Raw genomic sequence first — 22,847 nt, 5'->3', positions numbered from 1 at the left:
ATAGGAGGGAATGCCTTGAACAAGAGTGATGAAGTAGAGTACTGCAATCTGGAGCTTCGATTTAATCAGCGACATATTCAAGACTTAATCAAAGAGTTGATTCAAGAAGGTTATTCCCTTTATTGGAGTGAGAACGAAACACTCTTTATCATTTCAGTTAGAACCGGACGGAAATTAGTGAAATTAAGATTTATGAGAACTCGAAGTGGATATAAAATGGTTGGAGATTATATCATACGAGACGCTAAGCTTGCGGACTGGATGGAGAAATTAATTGAAGATACAAGAGGGCATGCGGTTGTTAAACGATTTAAAGACAGGCAAATCTTCGTTGAGAATATATTGTTCGGGGAAGTGATCCGATTGGTTGAAATATCAGGGTATCAACAACGGGTTCTATATCAGAAAGGAACTTATTTCAGCGAACAGGAAATGTCGAAGATGTTCTATTCGTTAGAAGGGGATTTACGCTTACAGTTACGTAGAATTGAAGTGGATGAAGAATTAGAGAAACTTTATGCGGCTATACAAGCCAACGACACCGAGGAGATCGAGCATTGTAAAGAACGACTTCGAGAATTATGTCGTGAACTCATGACACTTGAATGGTAAATACGTTAGTTGATTACAATAAGAGAAGCATTTGAGATGAACACCTCGATCATTTGCGAGGTGTTTTATCATGTTAGGAGTTGGGGCAGGGGTTCACTTCTGCGCTTAAACACGTTAATATATAGATTGAATAGAAACTATGTTTAAAAATAAATGGAGCAAAGGATGAAAAACCAAATGGCAAAACAACAAATAGGTGTCATTGGCCTTGCTGTAATGGGAAAAAACTTGGCCCTAAACATCGAGAGTAGAGGCTTTACAGTCTCAGTATATAATCGCTCTCCTGAGAAAACGCAGGACCTTTTGAAAGAAGCTGAAGGCAAGAATCTAACAGGTACTTTTTCTGTTGAAGAATTCGTGAAATCACTTGAAGTGCCTCGTAGAATTCTTATCATGGTACAAGCTGGTAAAGCTACCGATGCTACGATTGAACAGTTGTTACCTTATCTAGATCAAGGTGACATCATCATTGATGGAGGGAATGCTTACTTCCCTGATACAGTACGTCGTAGTAAAGAGCTTGAAGATAAAGGTTTCCGTTTCATTGGAGCGGGTGTCTCTGGTGGGGAAGAGGGAGCTTTGAAAGGCCCTTCAATCATGCCTGGTGGTCAAGAGAGCGCATATCAATTAGTGGAACCGATCTTAACAGCGATATCAGCTAAAGTTGACGGTGAAGCTTGTAGTACATATATTGGACCAGATGGTGCAGGACATTATGTCAAAATGGTGCATAACGGTATTGAGTATGGTGACATGCAACTCATTTGTGAAGCTTACCAGCTCTTGAAAGATGTGTTACATCTTGATGCTAAGGAATTACATGAAATATTCACGGAATGGAACAAAGGGGAACTTGACAGCTATTTGATTGAAATCACGGCTGATATTTTCTCGAAGATTGATTCCGAGACAGGTAAACCGATGGTTGATATTATTCTTGACTCTGCTGGACAAAAGGGTACAGGGAAATGGACAAGTCAAAGTTCCCTTGATCTAGGCGTGCCATTATCCATGATTACTGAATCTGTATTCTCACGTTTCTTGTCAGCTATGAAAGAAGAACGTGTTGAAGCGAGCAAAATCTTGAACGGACCTGCAACTAAACCATTCCAAGGGGATAAAGCTGAGTTCATCGAAAGTGTTCGCAAAGCGTTGTTCGCGAGTAAAATCGTGTCTTATGCCCAAGGGTTCGCACAACTACGTGTCGCATCTGATGAATATGGATGGGACTTGAAATATGGTAACCTTGCAAAGATCTGGCGTGGTGGATGTATCATTCGCTCCCGATTCTTACAGAACATCACAGATGCTTACCAGAACAATGCAGATTTGAAGAACTTGTTGCTTGATCCATTCTTCAAAGATATTATTGAGAATTACCAAGGCGCTTGGCGTCAAACGGTTGCTGCAGCAGTTGCTCAAGGTGTTCCAGTACCTGGATTCTCAAGTGCTCTTGCGTACTATGATAGTTACCGTACGGAAAGATTGCCTGCTAACTTACTTCAAGCACAACGTGATTACTTCGGCGCTCATACGTTCCAACGTCTGGACAAAGAAGGAAGCTTCCACTTCAACTGGATGCAAGAATAGAGTTAGTATTCTGTTTGCTTAGTATCCTTTTTTGCATTAGAGGTAGGAATCAATCCATGCATCGCTTCCATGATACTGAAACGTATATTATCTTGTTCTAGGTAACTTGGGTCGGGTCGTTTAAGAAGTAGCATACTGATTTCTCCAAAATATTGAAAATTTCGAAGTAAACGTGGCTTAGGGAGTTCCAGCAGTGCTGGATCACCTTGAGCCACTTTTTGTTGAACATAATGAAGAACCCAAATGATATCATCGCGGCACAACATATGGCGGACATCGCAGATTTCTTCAAGGCGTTTTAAGCTTGGAATCGAATGATTGTGAGATTGAGGCATGTGTGTAACGCTCCTTTGTAATCTATTGACTGTTCACTCTAGTATATGGAACTCTAGCAAAAATAGAATCTTCCGAAGGCGTATGATTGTCGAAACTTTTGGGGCTGTGTTATGATTGGAACTACGATTGAATAGGATATGTCTCAGACCGAGATAAAGGCATAACAGAGGGGTGAAACTTTGAGCCAACCACAACAGAATATAATCCTGATTGGGATGATGGGAACAGGCAAATCTACCGTAGGTAAATGGCTTGCGCAACATCTGGAATATAACTTGGTGGACCTAGATGCAGCTGTGGAAGCGCACGAGGATTGCAGTATCGCTTCTATATTTACCAATCAAGGGGAAGCATACTTTCGTAAAGCGGAGACAGCTATGTTAGAGAGGGTACTCTCAGATAGATGTCAGGTCATTGCTACAGGCGGCGGCGCTGTACTGAATCCAAAGAACTGTGAGTTGATGAGGGAAGGTGGCTGGGTTGTGGCTTTGACAGCTGAAGCGGAAGATATTGCTTCGCGAGTTCAAGGTGATGGACTTAGACCTTTATTAGCTGGAAATACAGAAGAGAGAATACGTACGATATTGGAAGAACGGAAAAATGCTTACCTTTTTGCGGATTACACAGTGAACACATCGTTATATTCTGTGGAACAAGTGAGCGAAATGATTTTAACACATTACCGCGTCTAAGCTTGTTACTAAGATTGACTATTTTAATTATATGAACATAAAGGAGTTATTAATAATGGATGTTATCGTTAATCCTACCCCAAGTTTAAAAGGGACTATAGGAGCTCTCTCATCGAAGAACTATACAACCCGTTACTTGCTTGTCGCTGCTCTGGCAGAAGGAACGAGCACCGTCTATTACCCAGCACATAGTGAAGATAGTGATGCTATGCGTCGTTGTATTCAAGATCTTGGTGCGACACTTATTGAAGATGAGGAAAAAGCCATTATTACAGGCTTTGGCAAACATCCAAGAGATGTTAAAGAATTAAATGTAGGGAATGCGGGTGCTGTTCTACGTTTCTTAATGGGGATTGCCTCGTTGTGTCCAGATGTTACTTTTGTGAATACATATCCAGATTCTTTAGGCAAAAGACCACATGATGATCTAATTGTAGCCTTATCTCACTTAGGGGTTGAGGTCGATCATAATGATGGACGATTACCAATCACTATCCGTGGAGGTAAGCCGACTGGAGGTAAAATCAAAGTATCAGGAGAGGTTAGTTCGCAATACTTAAGTGCGCTCCTATTCTTGACTCCTTTATTGGAACAAGACAGTGAAATTGAAGTCCTTGGCGATTTGAAGTCTAAGGTGGTTGTGGGTCAGACGCTTGAAGTTCTTGAACAGGCGGGTATTATCATTCATGCTCGTGAGGACTATATGGTATTCCATGTGCCAGGTAGACAAACTTATGAAGCGAAAGCCTACACTGTACAAGGGGATTATCCTGGTTCTGCGGCGGTATTAGCGGCAGCGGCTGTCATACAGTCTGATGTTACTATCGAACGTCTGTCAGCATCTAGTAAGCAGGGAGAACGCGCTATAATAGATGTATTGAAGATGATGGAGGTTCCTCTTACGCATGAGAACGATAATGTTCATGTGAAAGGTAACGGTACATTAAAAGCTATCGAATTTGATGGAGATGCAGCTACCGATGCGGTGCTTGCTATGGTGGCAGCAGCCGTCTTTGCGGAGGGTACTTCGAGGTTCTACAACGTAGAGAATTTAAGGTATAAAGAGTGTGATCGGATCACAGACTACTTAGCGGAGCTTCGTAAGGCAGGCGCTAACGTAGAAGAACGACAAGCAGAGATCATCGTTCATGGAAGACCTGAAGGTGTTGAAGGTGGTGTGGAGATTAATGCACACTATGATCACCGCGTGATTATGGCATTGAGTATCGTAGGACTGAGAGCTAAACAACCTATCCGAATTAAGGATGCTCACCATGTGGCCAAATCTTATCCACAGTATTTTGATCACATTCAGGCGCTTGGAGCACAAATTGAATGGGTACATTCTTAATATACCAATCTTTACAGAAAGGGAGGATGAAAGATGTCTTTTATTAATCCAACACAAGAACAGATCGGCCAAATACTGAAGAACGCAGGTAACATTGCGGTAGTGGGATTATCGGATAAGTCAGATCGTGTATCGTACATGGTTGCTTATACGATGCAGAAGAAAGGGTACCGGATAATTCCCGTTAACCCTGCTGCAAGCGGAACGGAAATACTAGGTGAAATGTGTTATGCATCGCTAAAAGACATACCCGATCCAATCGATATAGTAAATGTATTTCGTCGCAGTGAGTATTGTGCAGAAGTAGCCCGAGAAGCAGTAGCAATTGGAGCAAAATTACTATGGCTTCAGCAGGGGATTATTAGTGAAGAAGCTGCTGTCATTGCTGAAGAGAATGGTTTGATTGCTATTATGGATCGTTGTATTAAAGTTGAGGATGCTATTGCGAGCAAGAATACGTAAGTGAAATTAAATTGACCCTTCGGGGTCTTTTTTTACGCTAAACGTTTCTTCGCCGCTAAAGGACGGAAAGACCGTTTATACTTGTTTTGACAAAATGTCTATCAGGGCTTACGATCAATATACATAGGATCAAGCGTAAATGAGAAACCATTTGTAGTTGATCGTGTGGAGGAAGGGGAGTGTCACCTTGAATTGGTTGGGATCTTTACAGCAGCTCGGAAGAGCAGTCATGCTCCCTACGATGGTATTACCTGCTGCCGCTATATTGCTAAGCGTAGGTAGTCTGCCTTGGGCAGCTTGGGGACTTCCATCCATAGCTGAGGTTAGTACGTGGGCTGGTCAAGGTATTTTTTTCTTCTTGCCCTATTTATTTGCGGTCGGAGTAGCTTGGGGACTTGCCAATCAAGCAGGACCTGCTGGGCTTGCTGCATTATCGGCAATGTTCATCTATGAGCAAGTCATGAAACATTTAGGTGACGGCAGCATACAACCATCTACGTTAATCGGAATCATCTTCGGAATGATCGCAGGTGGATTATATAATCGATTTAAACATATCAAACTTCCAGAAGTATTTCAGTTTTTTGGAGGCTCTAGGTTTGTCTTGTTGATTATGGGGTTATTCTCAGCTGTATTCTCATGGTTGATGTTAGGCGTTGCTCCCTATTTGCAACGGGGTCTTGATGAACTCACACACATGGTTCTCCATTTGGGAGGATTCGGACTTTTCTTATACGGCATGTTATATCGTGTTCTTACTGCCTTTGGGTTGCACCATTTGTTGAATAATGTGTTTTGGTTCCAGGTTGGATCATTTACCACGTCAGATGGAAGTATCGTTCAAGGGGATTTACCACGATATTTCGCGGGTGACCCTACTGCAGGATCATTTATGGCAGGACTATTTCCCATCATGATGTTTGCCTTGCCTGGTATAGCATTGGCGATCATCCATGAAGCACGTGAGGATCTTAAACCCAAGATTAAAAAGACATTTTTAACAGCGGCGTTAGTCTGTTTCCTTACAGGTGTGTCTGAGCAAATTGAGTTCGCATTTTTGTTTGTTGCTCCATATATGTTTATCGCTCACGTGTTGTTATCTGGAATAGCGATGTGGATTACATATGCATTAGATATTCATCATGGATTTTCTTATTCTGCTGGGGTTATCGATTATGTACTGAATTTTCATCTGTCACATAATGCATGGATGCTTATTCCCATTGGAATTGTGTATGGAATTATCTATTATGTGTTGTTTCGATGGGCAATTCACAAATTCCATATTCCAACGCCAGGACGAGAAGAAGGATCAACATTGGAAGATTGGGCAGGAAGTATCCCCTATCAGGCTCCCCTCATATTGGAAGCACTTGGGGGTAAGGAGAATATTGTACAGTTAGAATCTTGTATTACGCGTCTTCGCCTAACGGTTAAGAATGATAGGCTTATAGATAGCAACGCTCTTAAGCTTCTTGGCTCTGCAGGGTTAATTAAGCTGGGTGGGGGCAATGTTCAGGTTGTCTTTGGCACTTATTCAGAATTAATTCGTGAAGAAGTTAATAAGCTGAGGCAGAGGGTGATGCCCCAGGTTCTATTCAGCGCCCCGGTGCATGGATCAATGTTGCCAATTGAAGAGGTACCAGATCATATTTTTGCTGCGAAGTTAGTTGGGGATGGTGTGGCTTTTATACCTGATAGAGATGAATTGGTCTCTCCGGTGTATGGAACGATTATTCATGTGTATCCGACGATGCATGCGATTGGTATATCGACACCAGAAGGTCTTGAGGTGCTACTTCATATAGGAATTGATACTTCTCAACTCAAGGGAGGACATTTCCAAGCTGCAGTTAAAGAAGGGGATACCGTAGTTCCAGGTCAGCTGCTTGTCAAATTTGATTTGGCATATATTCGTATGCATGCTGCATCACTGGCAACTCCAATGGTTATAACTAACCCAGAACGAGTGAAATCATGGAGCTTTGCTCCTTTTAAAGGTGTTAAGAAAGGGCAGGCATCCGTGATGTCTGTTGTATTACACGACAGGAACGTTGGAGGGTTTGAATCATGATACAAGGCATCGGAGCGGCAACAGGAGTCGCAATAGGTAAAGCATTCGTATTGCCTAGTTGGGAATGGGACTTACCTGAATCCAGATTGGAAACCATAGATCTTGCTAAAGAATTTGAACGATTATATGAGGGAATACGAACTTCTAAACATGAAATTGAGTTCATTAGAAATGAATTCAAAGAAGTGGTGGGCGAGGAAGAATCCAGTATCTTTGATGCCCATCTTGCCATATTGGAAGATCCCATTTTTATGAATGAAATACAAGGCATCATTGAACGTCAATACAAAGCGGCAGAAGTTGCTGTAAAAGAAGCTATAGATCATTTTGTAACGATGTTTGATCTGTTAGATGATGAATATATGAAAGAACGAGCTTTAGATATTAAGGATGTAGGTAATCGATTATTAAAGCATCTACTGGGTGCACCAGAGATTACACTTCCTGAGGATACGCAACCCTACATTTTGGTGGCTAAGGAACTATCCCCATCTCAGCTTGTTCATTTGAACCCATCTCACGTACTCGGAATTACGACTCTCATTGGTGGGAAGACATCTCATTCCGCTATCATGTCACGAGCACTTGGAATCCCACTTGTATGTGGTCTGGAGAACAATCTGAAAGTACCGATTCAGACGGGTGATATGCTTATTGTTGATGGTGATCAAGGACATGTGTACGTTCATCCGGATGAATCCATGATAGCTCATTATACAAGCATACGGACCAAACAGCTGCATAAGAAAGAACAACTCCAACTCTTAGCATCAGTAGATGCGGTGACTCAAGATGGGGTTCAAATGAATCTTTCCTCCAATATAAGCTCTGTCAAGGAAATGGATATGGCTTTAAAATATGGTGCCGTAGGGGTAGGACTTTTCCGAACAGAGTTCTTATATATGGATCGCGTGACGTTTCCTAGCGAGAATGAACAATTTGAGGTATATCGTCTTGTTGCAGAAAAAATGGCTGGTAATGGTTCAGTGGTCATCCGCACCTTGGACATCGGTGGGGACAAGCATTTAGATTACTTCTCTCTACCAGAAGAAGATAATCCTTTCCTTGGATATCGTGCAATACGGATTAGTCTAGATCGCAAGGAACTATTCAAGACTCAGTTGAGCGCAATATTACGAGCGAGTGATTATGGGCATGTGAAGATTATGTATCCGATGATTTCTTCTGTTGAAGAAGTACGTGGAGCTAATGAAATCCTACGTGAAGCGATGGCTGATTTAGATGACAGAGGGATCTCTTATAATCGAGATATCGAAGTTGGGATTATGATTGAAGTGCCTGCAGCAGTTGCGATCGCTGATTTGTTAGCAGAAGAAAGTGACTTCTTTAGTATTGGCACGAATGACCTCGTACAATATGTGCTTGCTGTGGATCGAATGAATGAACAAATTGCACATCTGTATCACCCGTATCATCCAGCTATCCTTCGTATGCTGAAATCAACGGTGGAAGCTGCAAGACATGCAGGTATCCCGGTTAGTGTGTGCGGTGAAATGGCTGGAGACGAGCGCTCTATTCCATTATGGATCGAGTTAGGCGTACGTGATCTCAGTATGTCACCGGAATCTTTGCTTCGAATTAAGCATCGCCTTCTAAATACATCTGCTGAGGAAGATAAGCGTATAGCGAAAGAATGTCTACAAATGCATACAAACACGGAGATTGAAAAATTATTAAATGACTACCATGATTCTCATAGAAGCAGTCGCTCTATTGCTGTAGACTAAGAATTCATTGATATAATTGGATCGTGAGGTGGCATCAATGATCGTGGTGAGTTCTTGTTTAGCAGGGTTAGAAGTGAGATATAACGGAACACATCGCCTAGACAGTAGAATTCAAGAGTTGGTGGACAACAATAAAGCTATCATGATATGCCCTGAATTGTTAGGAGGATTCACTACACCTAGGGAGCCAGCAGAGATCGTTGGAGGAGATGGCGAAGATGTCCTTCAGGGGAGTGCACAGGTCATCAATAGGTTAGGTAAAGATGTAACTGACATGTATGTTAAAGGGGCTTACGAAACGCTAAGGATTGCGCAGGAGATTCATGCAGAAGTAATTGTGCTTAAGGAGAATAGTCCCTCGTGCGGGAGTTCTATGATATATAATGGTGAATTTACAGGTGATAAGATCGTTGGAAATGGTGTAACGACGGCTTTGCTTATAAGGAATGGGTTAAGAGTCATCTCAGAAGAACAGTTAGCCGATATTCTTGATGACATCTAGAGCACGATTCTAAAATAAAAGAATGGATGGAGAATCAGACTTGTTCTGATGAATCTATCCATTCTTTTTAATGAGTAGGGTAATCATCCAAATCGGCGCTTATAACAAGGCATGATCAGGTATTTTATTTGGTAAAGATTTTGACCTCTTTAGGAGCTAAAGTAACCGTAATCGAGCCATTGTTAATTTGAACATGGTCCGACCCAAGTTGGTTTGTCAGGGTTAGTCCGTTAGAGAAGTTCTCGAAATTGCCAATCGTCCGAGTCTCGGTGTTCCATGAATTGTTAATGAGTACAATTGCTTCATCGCCATCTTTGGAACGTTGGAAGCTATAGAAGGCATTGTCAGCCCACTTTTCTTTTTGCGAACCATTCTGCAATGCGGGGTGACTATTACGCACGGCATTGATTTTAGTAATGTATTTGTAGAGTTCGTGATTAGCATTAGGTACTACGTCCTCACGGTTATAAGGGTCATCCCCGCCGCTATAGCCTAGTTCTGTACCTTGGTAGAGAATTGGGATTCCACGTGATGTAAGCATAAACCCTAGAGCAGCCTTCAGTTGTGGCCATTTGTCAGCCCCATTGCCTGGTTTGCCAGAGGCATCATTTAGGAAACGCTTCACATCATGATTATCAATAAATAATCCATTCATTCTTGAATCACGATACTTTGAATCTTGCGTGTAAAGATCTCTTATTTGAGTGGTTGAGGCGTCATGACCGAATACATTTTTCATGGTGTAATACATTGGGAAATCGAGAGAAGCATCTAGATAGTTGGAATAATCTCCAACTTTGCCGTATTTGCGGTTAATCCTGTGTTGGTTTAGCTGGTAGAAGTGGATGTTCCCACTTTGGCACCATCCCGCCAGATTTCATAGCCGGTACCCCCGACAGCATCCGAAGATGCTGTCCAGGATAAGGAAACGGATGAATCGGTTTTACTTGTAGAAGTGACATTGGTGGGAACGCTTGGAGCGGTCGTGTCAACAACAGTGCCTGCGGGAGGTCCTGTTACGATCGTACCCACTGAACCATTCGCACCAGGTGTGAAAGTGGATGTGCCAACGTTAAACAGATAGTTGTTTGAATTATTGTTGTCCCAAGTACCGCTACCGTTGTTAAAGACAGCTTCTAATTGGGAAGCAGATCCGATGTTGAGGGTGATTTTGGAATACCCACTTATTTCGGAATTTGCCATAGCTGTTCCTGGAGCAGTCGTCCACGTACCCCCAGCAGGGCGGTAATGGATATAAGGCGTAGCATATCCCTTTTTGTAATAGACCGTGACTGAATTGCCAGTGGATGCGGTATAAGTTGTTACGCTAAGTGCGGTGCTTGCAGCAGAGATGTTACTCGCCGCGTCGAAAGCTTTCACCGTGAAACTGTAAGCCGTATTTGCGGTTAATCCTGTGTTGGTATAGCTGGTAGAAGTGGATGTTCCCACTTTAGTACCATCCCGCCAGATTTCGTAGCCAGTTACCCCGACAGCATCTGTGGAAGCAGTCCAGCTCAAGGAAACCGATGTTTCTGTTTTACTTGTAGCCACTACATTGGTAGGTACGCTTGGAGCAATCGTATCAACAACAGTGCCTGCGGGAGGTCCTGTTACGATCGTACCCACTGAACCATTTGCACCAGGTGTGAAAGTGGATGTGCCAACGTTAAACAGATAGTTGTTTGAATTATTGTTGTCCCAAGTACCGCCACCATTGTTAAAGACCGCTTCTAATTGGGAAGCGGATCCGATGTTGAGGGTAATTTTGGAATACCCACTTATTTCGGAATTTGCCATAGCTGTTCCTGGAGCAGTCGTCCACGTACTCCCAACAGGGCGGTAATGGATATAAGGCGTAGCATATCCCTTTTTGTAATAGACCGTGACGGTATTTCCATCTGGTGGCAAGTCTGTGTTTTTCGTGTGACTAATGACATATTGTTTGAAACCAGCCATATCTCCAGTAGCCGATCCATTACTATTGACGACATTAGCAAGTCTCAGAAGTGTGAATCCATTATACTTCCATGTTGTTATTTTCTCTTGAATCTTTTGAAAGTTACCGGTAGGTAGAGCGTTCTCACCATTTAAGCGAACGCCTTTACTATTTGCTATGGAAGATACGGTATCTACTAGCGTGGAAGGTTTTGAATAAGCAGGTGCACTTCCATCATCATTCATTTCCAACGCGGTAAATGTTAAATCGAGATTATTGTCTTTAAACTTTTGAATAAGTGTGTTGTAATCATAGTAGCCCGCTGCATTCTCGGCACTGTGTGGGGCTGATGGATTGTTGTACTGCCAGTGGAGACCAGAGATCTTCGCTCCGATTGGAACGCCGAACACAGAATCGAAGTTGCTGTGAGCCGCTGTAGCAATTACGCCAAGATGGTTCTCAAGGACGCTTTGATTCCATTTAAGAAAGTCTTTTCCGTAAGTGGAATTGTAACCACCTGTTGAATAGAACGAGTCTCCATCACTTGGAGGGTTGATCTGGCTCAGATCCGTTAGGGATAGACTCCATACTGAGTTTACACCGCTTAACGAACCATATTTACTAATCATAGCTGTTCTAAACGCATTCTTCGCCGTGTCTGTGTATACTTGGAATTTACCACGAGAAGGATAACTCCAGCCTGCTGAATTGTAATAGGAAGGGTAGCGAAGTTCACCTGAAGGTCCAGCACTTAAGTAGATTTTGGGAATAAGAGCTTTGTAGCTAGTGAAGTTAGTAGCGAACGAGGCGTATAAATCATTGTATTGTTGCCCAATACCGCTCCAAAATGGTGAGATAGCTTCATTATTCACATAACCAGTCTCACTTTTGTATTTCATTTCATCTGCCGTACCTTTGTTCCAGAGCCAGGAAGGGATAGGGATATTACAGTCATCCCCGGGATTTCCACCACAAGTATGTGTTGACAGAATCGGAACCCATTTCAATCCAGATTCACTGACAACGTTTGCATAAGTCTTGTAGTAACTCCAATCAAATTGATTGTCACCTGTAGCTTCTACATCACCCCACCATACATCTGTTGTAAGTGCGTAGACACCGTTACTTTTTAGTGTGTTTAGTTGGTTCTTAAACGCATTCCAATCTGTAATCTTGGTGAGAGGTGCCATAACAGATGCTTTGAAGTCATTTGCTACAACTGCATTAACTGTACTTGAGTTACTTAATAAGCCCATAATCGTGGAAAAGAATAAGAAAAAACCTAAAGCAACAACACGAACCTTCCTCCATAATAGTTTACTTGAATTCAAATCTACCAATCCTCCTTTTTTAAATGAAAGCGATTACCGCATTTCTTAAAAAGGCCGTTCTCGTAGTAGACACGGTAACCCATTTGTACTGTGTTTCTTCTTGTGACTTGGAGACAAGTAAGCGGCGGGCGTTATGCCAGTTAACATGTAGAATTAAAACAGGGGATCAAACATTAATCATGAATGCAATCGTTTGCAAAATTATGTTATATTATTTTTACATATTTGACAATACTTGTTTTTTATAAAGTTAGAAAAATCCACCCCAATGTAATAGTAATATCTTGCGCTTTACAGTTACTTGGAGTGGATTATGGGATTGAGGTGGCTACTTACCTGCTAAAGCGTCACAAAAAGCTTTACCATAGGGAGGGAGATCGGGAGGTCTACGAGCAGAAATAATGTGTCCATCAACGACAACGGCTTCATCTTTCCAAATGGCACCGGCATTCTCCATATCATCACGGATGCCTGGAGTTGAAGTCACTTGTACGCCATTTAGAATACGTGCAGAGATCAATACCCAACCTGCATGACATATTTGTCCGATAGGTTTGCGATCCGCATCCATTTCTTTAATAAGTTCAATGACTTTGCTGTAGCGTCTTAATTTATCAGGAGCCCAGCCGCCTGGTACAAGAATACCGTCATAGTCTTGGCTATTCACTTCTTCAAAAGAGTAGTCGCTCTTGGCAGGAACACCATATTTACCGATATACGTCTGTCCTTTATCTTCTGCAACAAGATGCACTTCAGCGCCTTCTTCACGTAATCGATAGATTGGGTACCACAATTCTAAGTCTTCGAAGTCTTCGCTAACAAGGGCAATTACTTTTTTACCTAAAAGTCTCATTTTTGTATCACTCCTCTTTGGGTGTAATTAAGGATTTAACCTATGGATTACTCTATTCTAACAAAAAGGATGTCCACAACATAGTTCTGCACTCCACCTTTTGGTGAAAGCGGTAATTTAAACGTTCCACTTTTTTTGCAGGATTTAATCTACATAAGGTCGAATAGAATTTAGATCAACTTATTTATTATCTATTCAAGACATATTAGAAATATATGAGGTGTTAATAATGGATAGACAATGTAAGTGCGGTCAACAGATGAGACTAGAATTACGTACCATAGTAGCAGGCAATGTACATATTCTTCATGTACCTATGCGAACATGTGAAGGGTGCTCAAAGTACGATCTATTGCCACCTATAAAACCTGGTTTGACAGATTATATGAAAGACCTTGTGAAAGAGAAACGTAAAAGAAAGATATCCTTTACAGAGGTCAATGAGATATCAGAGGTTATTTTTGAGGTGCTCTCTCAAGAGGAGAGTGATTGTTCTATAGAGATAGAGAATGCAATCAAAGATGCCACCCATCATCGAATTAATCTATTGCTTGATTTATTTAAGCATGCTGAGAGCATCCAAGACAGAAGTTGGATTGAGAATCTTCGACATCGATTAGGTCAACTTTCAACCCTTTTAGTAGAATTTAATCGAGAAAAAGCTACTTCGTACAAATGATTAGCGGTTTTATGCGCTTTGTTGGCTTTTTGTGTCGTTTTTTGTTACGATAATGAAAGAATTATACGAGATTAGGAGGTATAACGAATGGCTACGATGACTAGACTGACTACTATTGATCAGTTAAATGCTGCATTGGAATCATCATATGACAAGCCTCTACTTCTTTTTAAACATAGCACTCGTTGTCCTATCAGTGCCAATGCATACCAACAAGTGATGTCCTATCTAGAGGATGAACCTAATGAGTCTGTTGAATACGGCATTATTTATGTCGTTGAAGATCGCCCAACATCTCTTGAGGCAGCTGCTCTGACTGGGCTCCAGCATGAATCTCCACAAGTTATGCTAGTAAAAGATAAAAAGCCAGTTTGGCATACATCTCATTCTTATATTACATCTAGTGCACTACAAGAGGAATTATAATCTTAATTATGAAGCGTTATCATTGCGCAAAGTAGTAAATTGTCGTAATATTGATTATATTGGGTTGAACGAATGAAAATTTATTTGTAATGGAGCGAAAGAATTTGACAGTAACCATTTACGATGTGGCGCGTGAGGCAGGCGTATCTATGGCTACGGTATCTAGGGTTGTCAATAACAACCCCAACGTTAAGCCACAGACCCGGAAGAAAGTATATGAGGCGATTGAACGTTTGGGATATCGTCCAAATGCGGTGGCGAGAGGTCTCGCCAGTAAGAAGACTACAACGGTTGGTGTTGTAATTCCTGATATTTCTAATTCTATTTTCGCAGAAATTGCTCGAGGCATAGAAGATATTGCGAATATGTATCATTACAATATTATTCTGTGTAATGCTGATAAGAAGAAAGAGAAGGAAATACGTGTTATTAACACCTTGTTGGAGAAACAAGTGGATGGATTGTTGTTCATGGGCGGAACGGTTACAGAAGAACATATACAAGCCTTCCAGACATCTGCAGTACCCGTTGTGCTCTGTGCAACGAGAGATGAACAAGGAAACTATCCTTCAGTTGATATTGACCATGAAGCGGCAGCTTTCGATGCAGTGAATACGTTGATTCGGCATGGTCACCGTGAGATTGGTATGATCAGTGGAACACTTCAGGATCCTGCGAATGGATATTCTCGTTTTCAAGGATACAAGAAAGCTTTAGAAAAAGCAGGAATAGATTATCGGGAAGATTGGGTCCGTATCGGTAATTATCGTTATGAGTCTGGTGTGGAGGCTATGAAATACTTTCTTGGTCTGAGAAAGAAGCCGACTGCAATTTTTGCTGCAACAGATGAAATGGCTATAGGTGCGATCCATAGCATTCAAGATGAAGGTCTAAAAGTTCCAGATGACTTCTCTATAATTAGTGTAGATAACATTCATTTGGCATCGATGGTGCGACCACAACTGACCACCGTAGCACAACCAATGTACGATTTGGGTGCTGTAGCGATGCGACTTTTGACCAAACTAATGAAGAAAGAGAATGTGGATAATCCGCGGGTTATTCTACCTCATGAAACCATTCTTCGTCTTTCCGTTAGTCATGTGAATGAAGAGTAACTTACTGAACAACATATCGATTTATTGAAAGCTCCGTTAAGGGGCTTTTTTTAAATAGTAAATAGTTATCCATTAGAAAGAATCATGTACATCTCGCTAAAAAGGAGAGTGCAAACGTTTCTTCTAGGATGCGATCCATTGATTTAGACTGATATAGCTGAGGGGGCTTGTAGAATTGATAACCAATGAAATGACGATAGGATTAATAGGTGCCATGGACGAAGAGATTGAGTTGTTACTAACTGGCATGGAGCAGAGTGAGGAAATAACAAGGGCCGGCATACGTTATGTTAAAGGATCCTTTCAAGGTAAATCTGTCGTTGTATGTAAGTCAGGTGTTGGCAAGGTTAATGCAGCTGTTACTACACAGATCATGATTGACCAGTTTAGAGTTTCTAAAGTGTTATTTACGGGTGTAGCAGGAGCTGTACATCCAGATCTGTCCATTGGTGATATCGTAATCTCTACAGAGTGTATTCAGCATGATTTCGATGTATCTGCTTTAGGTTTCTCTCGTGGTGTTATTCCTTACCAAGAGGTATCGGCCTTTCCGGCGAATAAAGATTTAATAGCTCTAGCTGAACAGGCTTGTCGTGAGGTTGCCGATGGAAATTACATACTAGGGAAAGTATTGTCTGGAGATCAATTTATTGCAAATCGAGATACAGTTGCCTGGCTACATAATGAAATGGAAGGTTCCTGTGTGGAGATGGAGGGAGCTTCGGTCGCACAAGTGTGCTATATGAACGATGTCCCTTTCGTCATTATTCGCTCGATGTCTGATAAAGCGGATGGATCCGCACATGTTAATTTTACTGAATTTACTATTGAAGCATCGAAACGTTCACATGCCATTTTAGAATTTATGATTAGTCGAATTTAATAGGAATCTTCCATTAGACTCGTTTTCCTCCTGATATGCGTCAGCTTTGCTAATGTATATGTCAGTAGGGAAATGAGCTTTTTTTATTTACTCTAGAAAAAATTAATACATAAACCGTTGTTGGAATCGGATATGATCAAATTGCTCTTTTGAAGATAGTGGAACATCCCTCCCGATTCGTACCATAAGACAATTAGCTGGATGAGAACATATCTCTGGATCATCGGTTGCATACCATTCCATCTCAACAATCTTCATAAGCCGTTCCATCATCTTGCGGTAATCCCATACGTTAAGGCCGCTCCCCTTTAGATCCCAATGCCAATAATATTCAGTAGTAAATACAATATATTGTTCCATTTGATTATCCTCAAAGGCTGTCTTTATCATCTGTTGTCCTAGACCTAATGAACGGTATTCATCGGCAACTTCAATTGCGCCTAGTTCTATTAAATCAGTCATATGTTCTTGAGACCATCGTTCTTGTTCATCAGGGTAATGGAAGGTCACATATCCAACAATAGTGAGCTCATCACGGGTAATAATAATTCTACCTTCTTCTAATCCTGCAATTTCAATCAATGCTTGATGTTGTTCTTGAGGTCGACGAAATGCATCAAGATCGGGATGAAGGGTTAATTGGGATAGGGTTTCAACAGAAACAGGACCTTCAACGATTAGAATCCGATCATGAAAGGGTAAAGGTTGGACATGGTAAAGTTTAGGATGGTTCATCGCGTAACTCCCCTTTTATTTCTACTTATAACAAATAAAAATTTAAATGAAAAGCAATGACAGAGATTTAATACCTATGCTATAATCATTCTGACATAATTTAGTCACAAATATAAGCATTTCCACTATGATTGTTATTATGACAGAAGTTTACTAGATAAGCGATTTCGAAAGTATAAAAATAGCGAATTTTGTAAGCGTTATCTTTTTTGTTCCTAAGAAGCTACTTATGGAGGGATAGATACAAATGGAAATCAATCATAATAATGAACTGTTACCGAGTGTGAACAGCATAACTAATATGGGTGACTACGAACAGGCTCGGAAGGAATTTAATTGGGAAGATGTTGAACGTCACTTTACATGGTATGAAACAGGTAAATGTAATATGGCATATGAAGTCATCGATCGTCACGTGGAAGAAGGAAAAGGAGACAAAGTAGCACTGATATACAGTGATGCGAATCGAGAAGAAACGTATACATTTCGACAATTAAGAGATCAATCGAACCAATTTGGTAATGTTCTTCGTAAATACGGAATTGGTAAAGGTGACCGTGTCTTCATATTTATGCCCCGTAGTCCAGAGTTATATATCTGTCTGCTTGGTATTCTTAAGGTAGGAGCGGTGGTAGGACCTTTATTCGAGGCCTTCATGGAAACTGCGGTGAAGGATCGCTTAGTGGACAGTAGTGCAATCGCGTTGGTCACAACTCCACAGTTATTGGGTAGAGTTACGAGAGGAGAATTACCTGACTTAGAGCATATCATTGTTATCGGAGAACCCGATAATCAGAATGATTCATTGATAAGCTATAGAGATGAAATGGAATCAGCATCGATTGCGTTAGAACTTCAATGGTTGGATCGTGAAGATGGTCTTATTATGCATTATACATCAGGATCAACAGGTAAACCGAAAGGCGTATATCATGTCCAGAATGCGATGATTCAACATTATTATTCGGCAAAGGTTGTACTAGATTTACGTGAGGATGACGTTTACTGGTGTACAGCTGATCCAGGTTGGGTCACAGGGACCTCCTATGGTATTTTTGCACCCTGGCTTCATGGTGTAACAAATGTCGTTAGGGGTGGACGATTCAGCCCACAAGATTGGTATGCAACCATTGATAAATATAAAGTTACCGTATGGTACAGTGCCCCGACCGCTTTTCGAATGCTTATGGGAGCAGGGGTGGATGTCACCTCCAAATATGAACTGAGTAGTCTTCGACACGTGCTCTCTGTCGGGGAACCTTTGAACCCGGAAGTCGTTCGTTGGGGAAATAAAACGTATGGGCAACGTATTCATGATACCTGGTGGATGACAGAAACAGGTGCACAAATGATATGTAATTATCCAGGGATGGCGATTAAACCAGGATCTATGGGACGTCCTCTGCCTGGAATTGAAGCGACCATCAAAGATGATAAAGGAAATACGGTACCACCCTATACGATGGGGAATTTAGCGATTAAGGCTCCATGGCCATCGATGATGAATCGCATATGGAATAACTCTGTTAAATATGAGGAATATTTTCGCGTTCCGGGATGGTATATCTCAGGCGATTCGGCTTACATGGATGACGAAGGTTACTTCTGGTTCCAAGGAAGAATTGATGATGTAATTAATTCATCCGGGGAGAGAATAGGTCCTTTTGAGGTGGAAAGTAAACTATTGGAGCATCCGGCTATAGTAGAAGCAGGTGTGATCGGTAAACCGGATGCGATACGAGGAGAGATTATCAAAGCTTTTATCTCATTACGCGAAGGATATGCTCCAACAGCCGAATTAAAGGAGGAGATCTATACCTTTGTTAAAGTGGGATTATCGGCTCACGCTGCACCAAGAGAAATTGAATTTAAGGATAAGCTACCTAAAACTCGTTCAGGTAAAATTATGCGTCGTGTGCTGAAGGCATGGGAGTTAGATCTTCCGACAGGCGATTTATCTACGATTGATGATTAAGTCTCAAGTATCGTTCGAACAATAGGAGGGGCTGTCCCATAAGTGAATTTATACTTTGGAGACAGCTCTTCTGATTTCGGATGCAGTTCCGTTAGCTAGCAGAGTTGATCCATAGCGGATATACAAAAGAAACCTCCCTAAAATGGTTAGTTGTACTTCCATTTTAGAGAGGTTTCTTTTCTGATTTTTTTAGATTGTAGATACTCTTCCCGCGTAAACAACGGTCCGTCCGCTCCCAGCGTTAACGTTGAACTTACTCAACAAGCATCTTCTTTTCGTAATAAGTGGAAGAGGACGATTCGGATTCTCCAATGCTATTGACAGCTGTTACACGATACCAACCTGTAGCCGAGTTGGTAACATAGAGAAAGCTAGATGATTGGCTCGAACCAATCTGTGAATAACTTCCATTCTGTTCTTTGCTGAAATAGATATTAAAGCGCTCCGTATCATTACTGCCGATGGCCCAATCCATCTGAATGCCATTCTCCACCGAATTAATTGTAGGCTGAGCAGGAGCTGTAGGCGTCGTCTGTGGGACTTCTCCGATAGGTTCATCAATTGGAGTGCCCTGATCGGTCTCATCGGGCGTATTCTCTTTACCAGGGGCTGTGATACCAACCTCTGGTTCAACAGGCGGTTGGTAGCTTCTGTTTCCGACAATTGCACTTGGTGCTGATTCTTTACCGGCTACATCGACTGCCGTAACGTAAAATTCATAATGACCACTCGCTGAAGCTTTACTTGTGAATACTTTAGGATCATCGCTGAGTAAAGAACTTCCATTCTTCACAAAACTACTGCCGTTCAGTGAACGATAAAGTCGATAACCTACAACATCCTGAGATCCGCTACGTCTAAAGCTAATTTTTACCGAACCATTGTTATTAGAGAATGTGACATCTTTGGGTGATGTAGGTGAATTACCATCATCTACTCTGGGATCGATTAGAGTTGGCATATCACTGGTTGCGTCTTTAGGTAAATAGAACGCAATGGATTCATGATCTTTCATCACAGTAAATGCAGCTTGTAGCTCTTTAATCAATTCTTGAATAGGATTCTCACGTTTAATGACGACTCTTTCCTTTAACATATCTTCCGGTGTAGTATCCTGAGGGATATAATTCACATTGTTGTAAGTAATATATTTAGCTTTTGCAATGCCATCATCGCTCTCTTTAGGAACATACTTAGCGTTAAATAAGTCAGTAACAAATTTGTTGGTTAGAGATGTTGGTAGTTTACCGCTATAGGCGGATACTGTTTTTGTTGTAAGTCCACTAGGCTTCTCGAACTTGGATGTAACAAAGAGTTCTGGTTTCTTCGCTATCATTTCATTCATGATGAGTGTCCATATGTTCTGAGCATTCTTTTTCTGGTCGCCTTCTAGTACATTTACAGACTCTTTGTAACCAACCCATACGCCAAGAGTTATATCTGGAGAATATCCCATAAACCATACGTCAGCGTAATTCTGCGTTGATCCTGTCTTACCTACGATGGGAACCTCTTTCCAATACTTATACTTGTTTTTGACGGTACTTCCGGTGCCTTCAGTAATAACAGTACGTAACATGTCAGTCATGAGGTATGCCGTTTGTTTAGAGAAGGCTGTCACTGGTTCTAGTTTATGTTGATAAACAATTGCACCATTAGAATCAGTTATTTTCTCAATCATATAAGCATCAAGAAATTGTCCATTGTTCGGAATTGAACTATAGGCATTCGTTAATTCTTCAACAGACACACCGTACTTTAATCCACCGAGTACACCTGTTTGTGCACCATAATCTTCTTTTTGTATGGTGGTAATTCCAAGTTTTTTAGTAAATTCCCATGCTTTATCGATACTTACGACATTATTAAATAATTTTAGAGCAATTGTATTTTTGGATTTATTGAGTGCATAACGAGCTGTAATAAGTCCTTCATAACCTCCTGATGAATTCTTGGGGATGTGAAATCCCTTTTGACCATCTTTTAAAATAATGGGAGCGTCATCTACGATACTAGCTGGTTGAATGAAACCCGATTCAAGCGCCGGTAGAAAGGCTGCAATCGGCTTCATGGCAGACCCTGGTTGGCGTACCATTTGAGTAGCATAGTTCATCTGCTCTTCGTAGAAATCGCGTCCTTCAATCATGCCTAAGATCGCACCCGTTTTGTTATCTAACATCATTGCAGCCGTTTGTTCCATCCCTTTAGTCTTGCTATCAGGATTGAAATTGTTATCGTTGTCAGCAATAGAGTGCATTGAATTGTATACACTTTTATTAATAGTCGTGTAGATTCGATATCCGCCGGTGGTCAGCTGTAATTTAGCTTCTTCAAGAAGCTCATTATTCGCTTTCACGGTTTGGTTGCTATTCCCAGAAGAAGCAGCCTTTAATGTCATAAGAATTTCTGCCGCTTTGCGCTCCGTTTCCATCATAAGGTAAGGGAAGGTAGAGTATGCCTTCTCTGTTTGAGGAGCTAGCGTTGACTTGATGTCGAATGCAAAGGCTTCATTGTATTCACCGTTTGTAATCTTCGCTTCTTCAAGCATACGACGTAATACTAATTTTTGTCGATCCATCGCACGTTTGAAAGCAGTAGGATTAAATTCACCTTTGCCGTTAAAGGCTGAGTATGTAGAGGGAAGCTGTGGTAACCCTGCTAAATAAGCAGCTTGAGCAATATTTAGTTTGTTTAGATCATTAATATTGAAGATACCTTTTGCAGCAGCTTTGATGCCGTACACATTATACCCATTTGCACCGGTGCCGAAAGGCACCTTATTTAGGTAGGCCCCTAATATTTGATCTTTAGTCAATATACGTTCGAGTCTTAAAGAGAGAAGCATTTCTTTGATTTTACGGTTGTCTGTTCGATCTAGATTGAGAAATACGCGTCTAGCGAGCTGTTGCGTGAGTGTACTTCCACCTGTTTGGATCGATTCGTTCAGAACTCTTTGCTTAACCGCACGAAGCGTACCGCTCATGTCAATGCCATTGTGTGTAGAGAAATTGTTATCCTCGATTGCGATAATGGCATCCTTCACAAGAGTGGGAATTTGATCAAATTCTACAGGCCGTCGATCTTCATCTGTTCGTAGTTGGCCGATCGGTGTACCATCACTGAAATAGGCAAAACCAGTAATTGAGTTTTGGTTCATTTTTTGCTCTATTGCAGCTCTTGTTCGTACGGGCTCGTCATGAACAATAGAAGAGACATACCCGATCCCAGCTCCTCCTACTAAGAGTATCCCCATGACAAGAAAGACAAAGAGCCAAAGTAGCGTAATTCCTAATATCCGTCCAAAGGATTTCTTTGAAGGGCGCTCTTGTTTAGGGTCCTTTTTATTTGTATCAACCATTCGTAATAGATCCTCCTTCTAACGGAACTATTATAGCATAAAATACGACATTTGAATCTCTTTATCCTTGCGGACCATTAATAATGATGAATTTTCACTTTTTTTTAACGTTGAGATGGTATAGATAAGTCGAGAAATATCGAATGATGGGGAGGTTAAGTATATGTAGTAAATTATATGTAGTAA

19 protein-coding genes are annotated in these 22,847 nt (G+C 41.3%); 13 read left to right on the top strand and 6 right to left on the bottom strand.

Annotated features, from left to right (window positions below; translation table 11 throughout):
* The first annotated feature begins 15 nt into the window (after window positions 1-15).
* Window positions 16-612, top strand: a complete 597-nt coding sequence (locus AC1D7X_RS01940; RefSeq protein WP_495454305.1) for a YkzI domain-containing protein — start codon at window positions 16-18, stop codon at window positions 610-612.
* Window positions 613-789: 177 nt separating this feature from the next.
* A complete protein-coding gene (gnd, locus tag AC1D7X_RS01935; RefSeq protein WP_495454306.1) occupies window positions 790-2,202 on the top strand; it encodes an NADP-dependent phosphogluconate dehydrogenase in 1,413 nt (470 codons plus the stop codon).
* 2 nt (window positions 2,203-2,204) lie between these two features.
* On the opposite strand, the gene AC1D7X_RS01930 is transcribed toward gnd, so the two are convergent.
* Window positions 2,205-2,537, bottom strand: a complete 333-nt coding sequence (locus AC1D7X_RS01930; protein ID WP_495454307.1) for a hypothetical protein — start codon at window positions 2,535-2,537, stop codon at window positions 2,205-2,207.
* A 180-nt stretch (window positions 2,538-2,717) separates the two neighbouring features.
* Here AC1D7X_RS01930 and AC1D7X_RS01925 point away from each other — a divergent pair, with 180 nt between their 5' ends.
* The 6 genes from AC1D7X_RS01925 to AC1D7X_RS01900 all read left to right on the top strand — a co-directional run bounded on the left by AC1D7X_RS01925 (window position 2,718) and on the right by AC1D7X_RS01900 (window position 9,367).
* Window positions 2,718-3,230: a shikimate kinase gene (locus AC1D7X_RS01925; protein WP_495454308.1), complete on the top strand. Its 513-nt coding sequence runs from the start codon at window positions 2,718-2,720 to the stop codon at window positions 3,228-3,230.
* 55 nt (window positions 3,231-3,285) lie between these two features.
* Window positions 3,286-4,581 (top strand): 3-phosphoshikimate 1-carboxyvinyltransferase, encoded by a 1,296-nt coding sequence (aroA, locus tag AC1D7X_RS01920; RefSeq protein WP_495454309.1) that lies wholly within the window; start codon window positions 3,286-3,288, stop codon window positions 4,579-4,581.
* A gap of 33 nt (window positions 4,582-4,614) precedes the next feature.
* On the top strand, window positions 4,615-5,043 hold the full coding sequence (locus AC1D7X_RS01915; RefSeq protein WP_495454310.1) for a CoA-binding protein: 429 nt from the start codon (window positions 4,615-4,617) through the stop codon (window positions 5,041-5,043).
* A 187-nt stretch (window positions 5,044-5,230) separates the two neighbouring features.
* Window positions 5,231-7,117: a glucose PTS transporter subunit IIA gene (locus AC1D7X_RS01910; protein ID WP_495454311.1), complete on the top strand. Its 1,887-nt coding sequence runs from the start codon at window positions 5,231-5,233 to the stop codon at window positions 7,115-7,117.
* Window positions 7,114-8,865, top strand: a complete 1,752-nt coding sequence (gene ptsP, locus AC1D7X_RS01905; RefSeq protein ID WP_495454312.1) for a phosphoenolpyruvate--protein phosphotransferase — start codon at window positions 7,114-7,116, stop codon at window positions 8,863-8,865. The genes AC1D7X_RS01910 and ptsP overlap by 4 nt, the downstream gene beginning before the upstream one ends.
* Window positions 8,866-8,902: 37 nt before the next feature.
* On the top strand, window positions 8,903-9,367 hold the full coding sequence (locus AC1D7X_RS01900) for a 2-thiouracil desulfurase family protein (RefSeq protein ID WP_495454313.1): 465 nt from the start codon (window positions 8,903-8,905) through the stop codon (window positions 9,365-9,367).
* Window positions 9,368-9,491: 124 nt separating this feature from the next.
* Here AC1D7X_RS01900 and AC1D7X_RS01895 read toward each other — a convergent pair whose 3' ends face one another.
* The 3 genes from AC1D7X_RS01895 to AC1D7X_RS01885 all read right to left on the bottom strand — a co-directional run bounded on the left by AC1D7X_RS01895 (window position 9,492) and on the right by AC1D7X_RS01885 (window position 13,487).
* Complete coding sequence (locus AC1D7X_RS01895; RefSeq protein ID WP_495454314.1) at window positions 9,492-10,106, bottom strand: alpha-amylase family glycosyl hydrolase; 615 nt, start codon at window positions 10,104-10,106, stop codon at window positions 9,492-9,494.
* An 89-nt stretch (window positions 10,107-10,195) separates the two neighbouring features.
* Window positions 10,196-12,559, bottom strand: a complete 2,364-nt coding sequence (locus tag AC1D7X_RS01890) for a family 14 glycosylhydrolase (protein WP_495474624.1) — start codon at window positions 12,557-12,559, stop codon at window positions 10,196-10,198.
* Window positions 12,560-12,962: 403 nt separating this feature from the next.
* Complete coding sequence (locus AC1D7X_RS01885; protein ID WP_495454315.1) at window positions 12,963-13,487, bottom strand: type 1 glutamine amidotransferase domain-containing protein; 525 nt, start codon at window positions 13,485-13,487, stop codon at window positions 12,963-12,965.
* A gap of 229 nt (window positions 13,488-13,716) precedes the next feature.
* On the opposite strand from AC1D7X_RS01885, the gene AC1D7X_RS01880 reads away from it, so the two are divergent.
* The 4 genes from AC1D7X_RS01880 to AC1D7X_RS01865 all read left to right on the top strand — a co-directional run bounded on the left by AC1D7X_RS01880 (window position 13,717) and on the right by AC1D7X_RS01865 (window position 16,593).
* On the top strand, window positions 13,717-14,166 hold the full coding sequence (locus AC1D7X_RS01880; RefSeq protein WP_495454316.1) for a hypothetical protein: 450 nt from the start codon (window positions 13,717-13,719) through the stop codon (window positions 14,164-14,166).
* Between the two features lie 87 nt (window positions 14,167-14,253).
* The gene (gene ytxJ, locus AC1D7X_RS01875; protein WP_495454317.1) at window positions 14,254-14,592 is read left to right on the top strand and encodes a bacillithiol system redox-active protein YtxJ; all 339 of its coding nucleotides are present in this window, start codon (window positions 14,254-14,256) and stop codon (window positions 14,590-14,592) included.
* Between the two features lie 104 nt (window positions 14,593-14,696).
* Window positions 14,697-15,710: a catabolite control protein A gene (ccpA, locus tag AC1D7X_RS01870; protein WP_495454732.1), complete on the top strand. Its 1,014-nt coding sequence runs from the start codon at window positions 14,697-14,699 to the stop codon at window positions 15,708-15,710.
* Between the two features lie 190 nt (window positions 15,711-15,900).
* A complete protein-coding gene (locus AC1D7X_RS01865) occupies window positions 15,901-16,593 on the top strand; it encodes a 5'-methylthioadenosine/adenosylhomocysteine nucleosidase (protein ID WP_495454733.1) in 693 nt (230 codons plus the stop codon).
* 102 nt (window positions 16,594-16,695) lie between these two features.
* Here the strand turns inward: AC1D7X_RS01865 and AC1D7X_RS01860 are convergent, their stop codons facing one another.
* Window positions 16,696-17,328, bottom strand: a complete 633-nt coding sequence (locus AC1D7X_RS01860; RefSeq protein ID WP_495454318.1) for a GNAT family N-acetyltransferase — start codon at window positions 17,326-17,328, stop codon at window positions 16,696-16,698.
* 247 nt (window positions 17,329-17,575) lie between these two features.
* Here AC1D7X_RS01860 and acsA point away from each other — a divergent pair, with 247 nt between their 5' ends.
* Window positions 17,576-19,303 carry an acetate--CoA ligase gene (acsA, locus tag AC1D7X_RS01855; protein ID WP_495454319.1) on the top strand — a complete coding sequence of 576 codons (1,728 nt, stop codon included), beginning with the start codon at window positions 17,576-17,578 and terminating at the stop codon, window positions 19,301-19,303.
* 253 nt (window positions 19,304-19,556) lie between these two features.
* On the opposite strand, the gene AC1D7X_RS01850 is transcribed toward acsA, so the two are convergent.
* Window positions 19,557-22,661 carry a transglycosylase domain-containing protein gene (locus AC1D7X_RS01850; RefSeq protein WP_495474539.1) on the bottom strand — a complete coding sequence of 1,035 codons (3,105 nt, stop codon included), beginning with the start codon at window positions 22,659-22,661 and terminating at the stop codon, window positions 19,557-19,559.
* Window positions 22,662-22,847 lie beyond the last annotated feature (186 nt).

This window comes from Paenibacillus sp. Y568 (assembly GCF_059445545.1).
The sequence above is the reverse complement of the archived record's forward strand: the minus strand, read 5'-3'. Positions and strand labels throughout refer to the sequence as shown.

Excerpts from the sequence above, each read along its gene's own strand:
- gnd (WP_495454306.1), top strand. The coding sequence starts at position 790 with ATGGCAAAACAACAAATAGGTGTCATTGGCCTTGCTGTAATGGGAAAA.
- AC1D7X_RS01930 (WP_495454307.1), bottom strand. The coding sequence starts at position 2,537 with ATGCCTCAATCTCACAATCATTCGATTCCAAGCTTAAAACGCCTTGAA.
- aroA (WP_495454309.1), top strand. The coding sequence starts at position 3,286 with ATGGATGTTATCGTTAATCCTACCCCAAGTTTAAAAGGGACTATAGGA.
- AC1D7X_RS01915 (WP_495454310.1), top strand. The coding sequence starts at position 4,615 with ATGTCTTTTATTAATCCAACACAAGAACAGATCGGCCAAATACTGAAG.
- ptsP (WP_495454312.1), top strand. The coding sequence starts at position 7,114 with ATGATACAAGGCATCGGAGCGGCAACAGGAGTCGCAATAGGTAAAGCA.
- AC1D7X_RS01900 (WP_495454313.1), top strand. The coding sequence starts at position 8,903 with ATGATCGTGGTGAGTTCTTGTTTAGCAGGGTTAGAAGTGAGATATAAC.
- AC1D7X_RS01895 (WP_495454314.1), bottom strand. The coding sequence starts at position 10,106 with ATGAAAAATGTATTCGGTCATGACGCCTCAACCACTCAAATAAGAGAT.
- AC1D7X_RS01890 (WP_495474624.1), bottom strand. The coding sequence starts at position 12,559 with ATGGGCTTATTAAGTAACTCAAGTACAGTTAATGCAGTTGTAGCAAAT.
- AC1D7X_RS01885 (WP_495454315.1), bottom strand. The coding sequence starts at position 13,487 with ATGAGACTTTTAGGTAAAAAAGTAATTGCCCTTGTTAGCGAAGACTTC.
- AC1D7X_RS01880 (WP_495454316.1), top strand. The coding sequence starts at position 13,717 with ATGGATAGACAATGTAAGTGCGGTCAACAGATGAGACTAGAATTACGT.
- ytxJ (WP_495454317.1), top strand. The coding sequence starts at position 14,254 with ATGGCTACGATGACTAGACTGACTACTATTGATCAGTTAAATGCTGCA.
- AC1D7X_RS01865 (WP_495454733.1), top strand. The coding sequence starts at position 15,901 with ATGACGATAGGATTAATAGGTGCCATGGACGAAGAGATTGAGTTGTTA.
- AC1D7X_RS01860 (WP_495454318.1), bottom strand. The coding sequence starts at position 17,328 with ATGAACCATCCTAAACTTTACCATGTCCAACCTTTACCCTTTCATGAT.
- acsA (WP_495454319.1), top strand. The coding sequence starts at position 17,576 with ATGGAAATCAATCATAATAATGAACTGTTACCGAGTGTGAACAGCATA.
- AC1D7X_RS01850 (WP_495474539.1), bottom strand. The coding sequence starts at position 22,661 with ATGGTTGATACAAATAAAAAGGACCCTAAACAAGAGCGCCCTTCAAAG.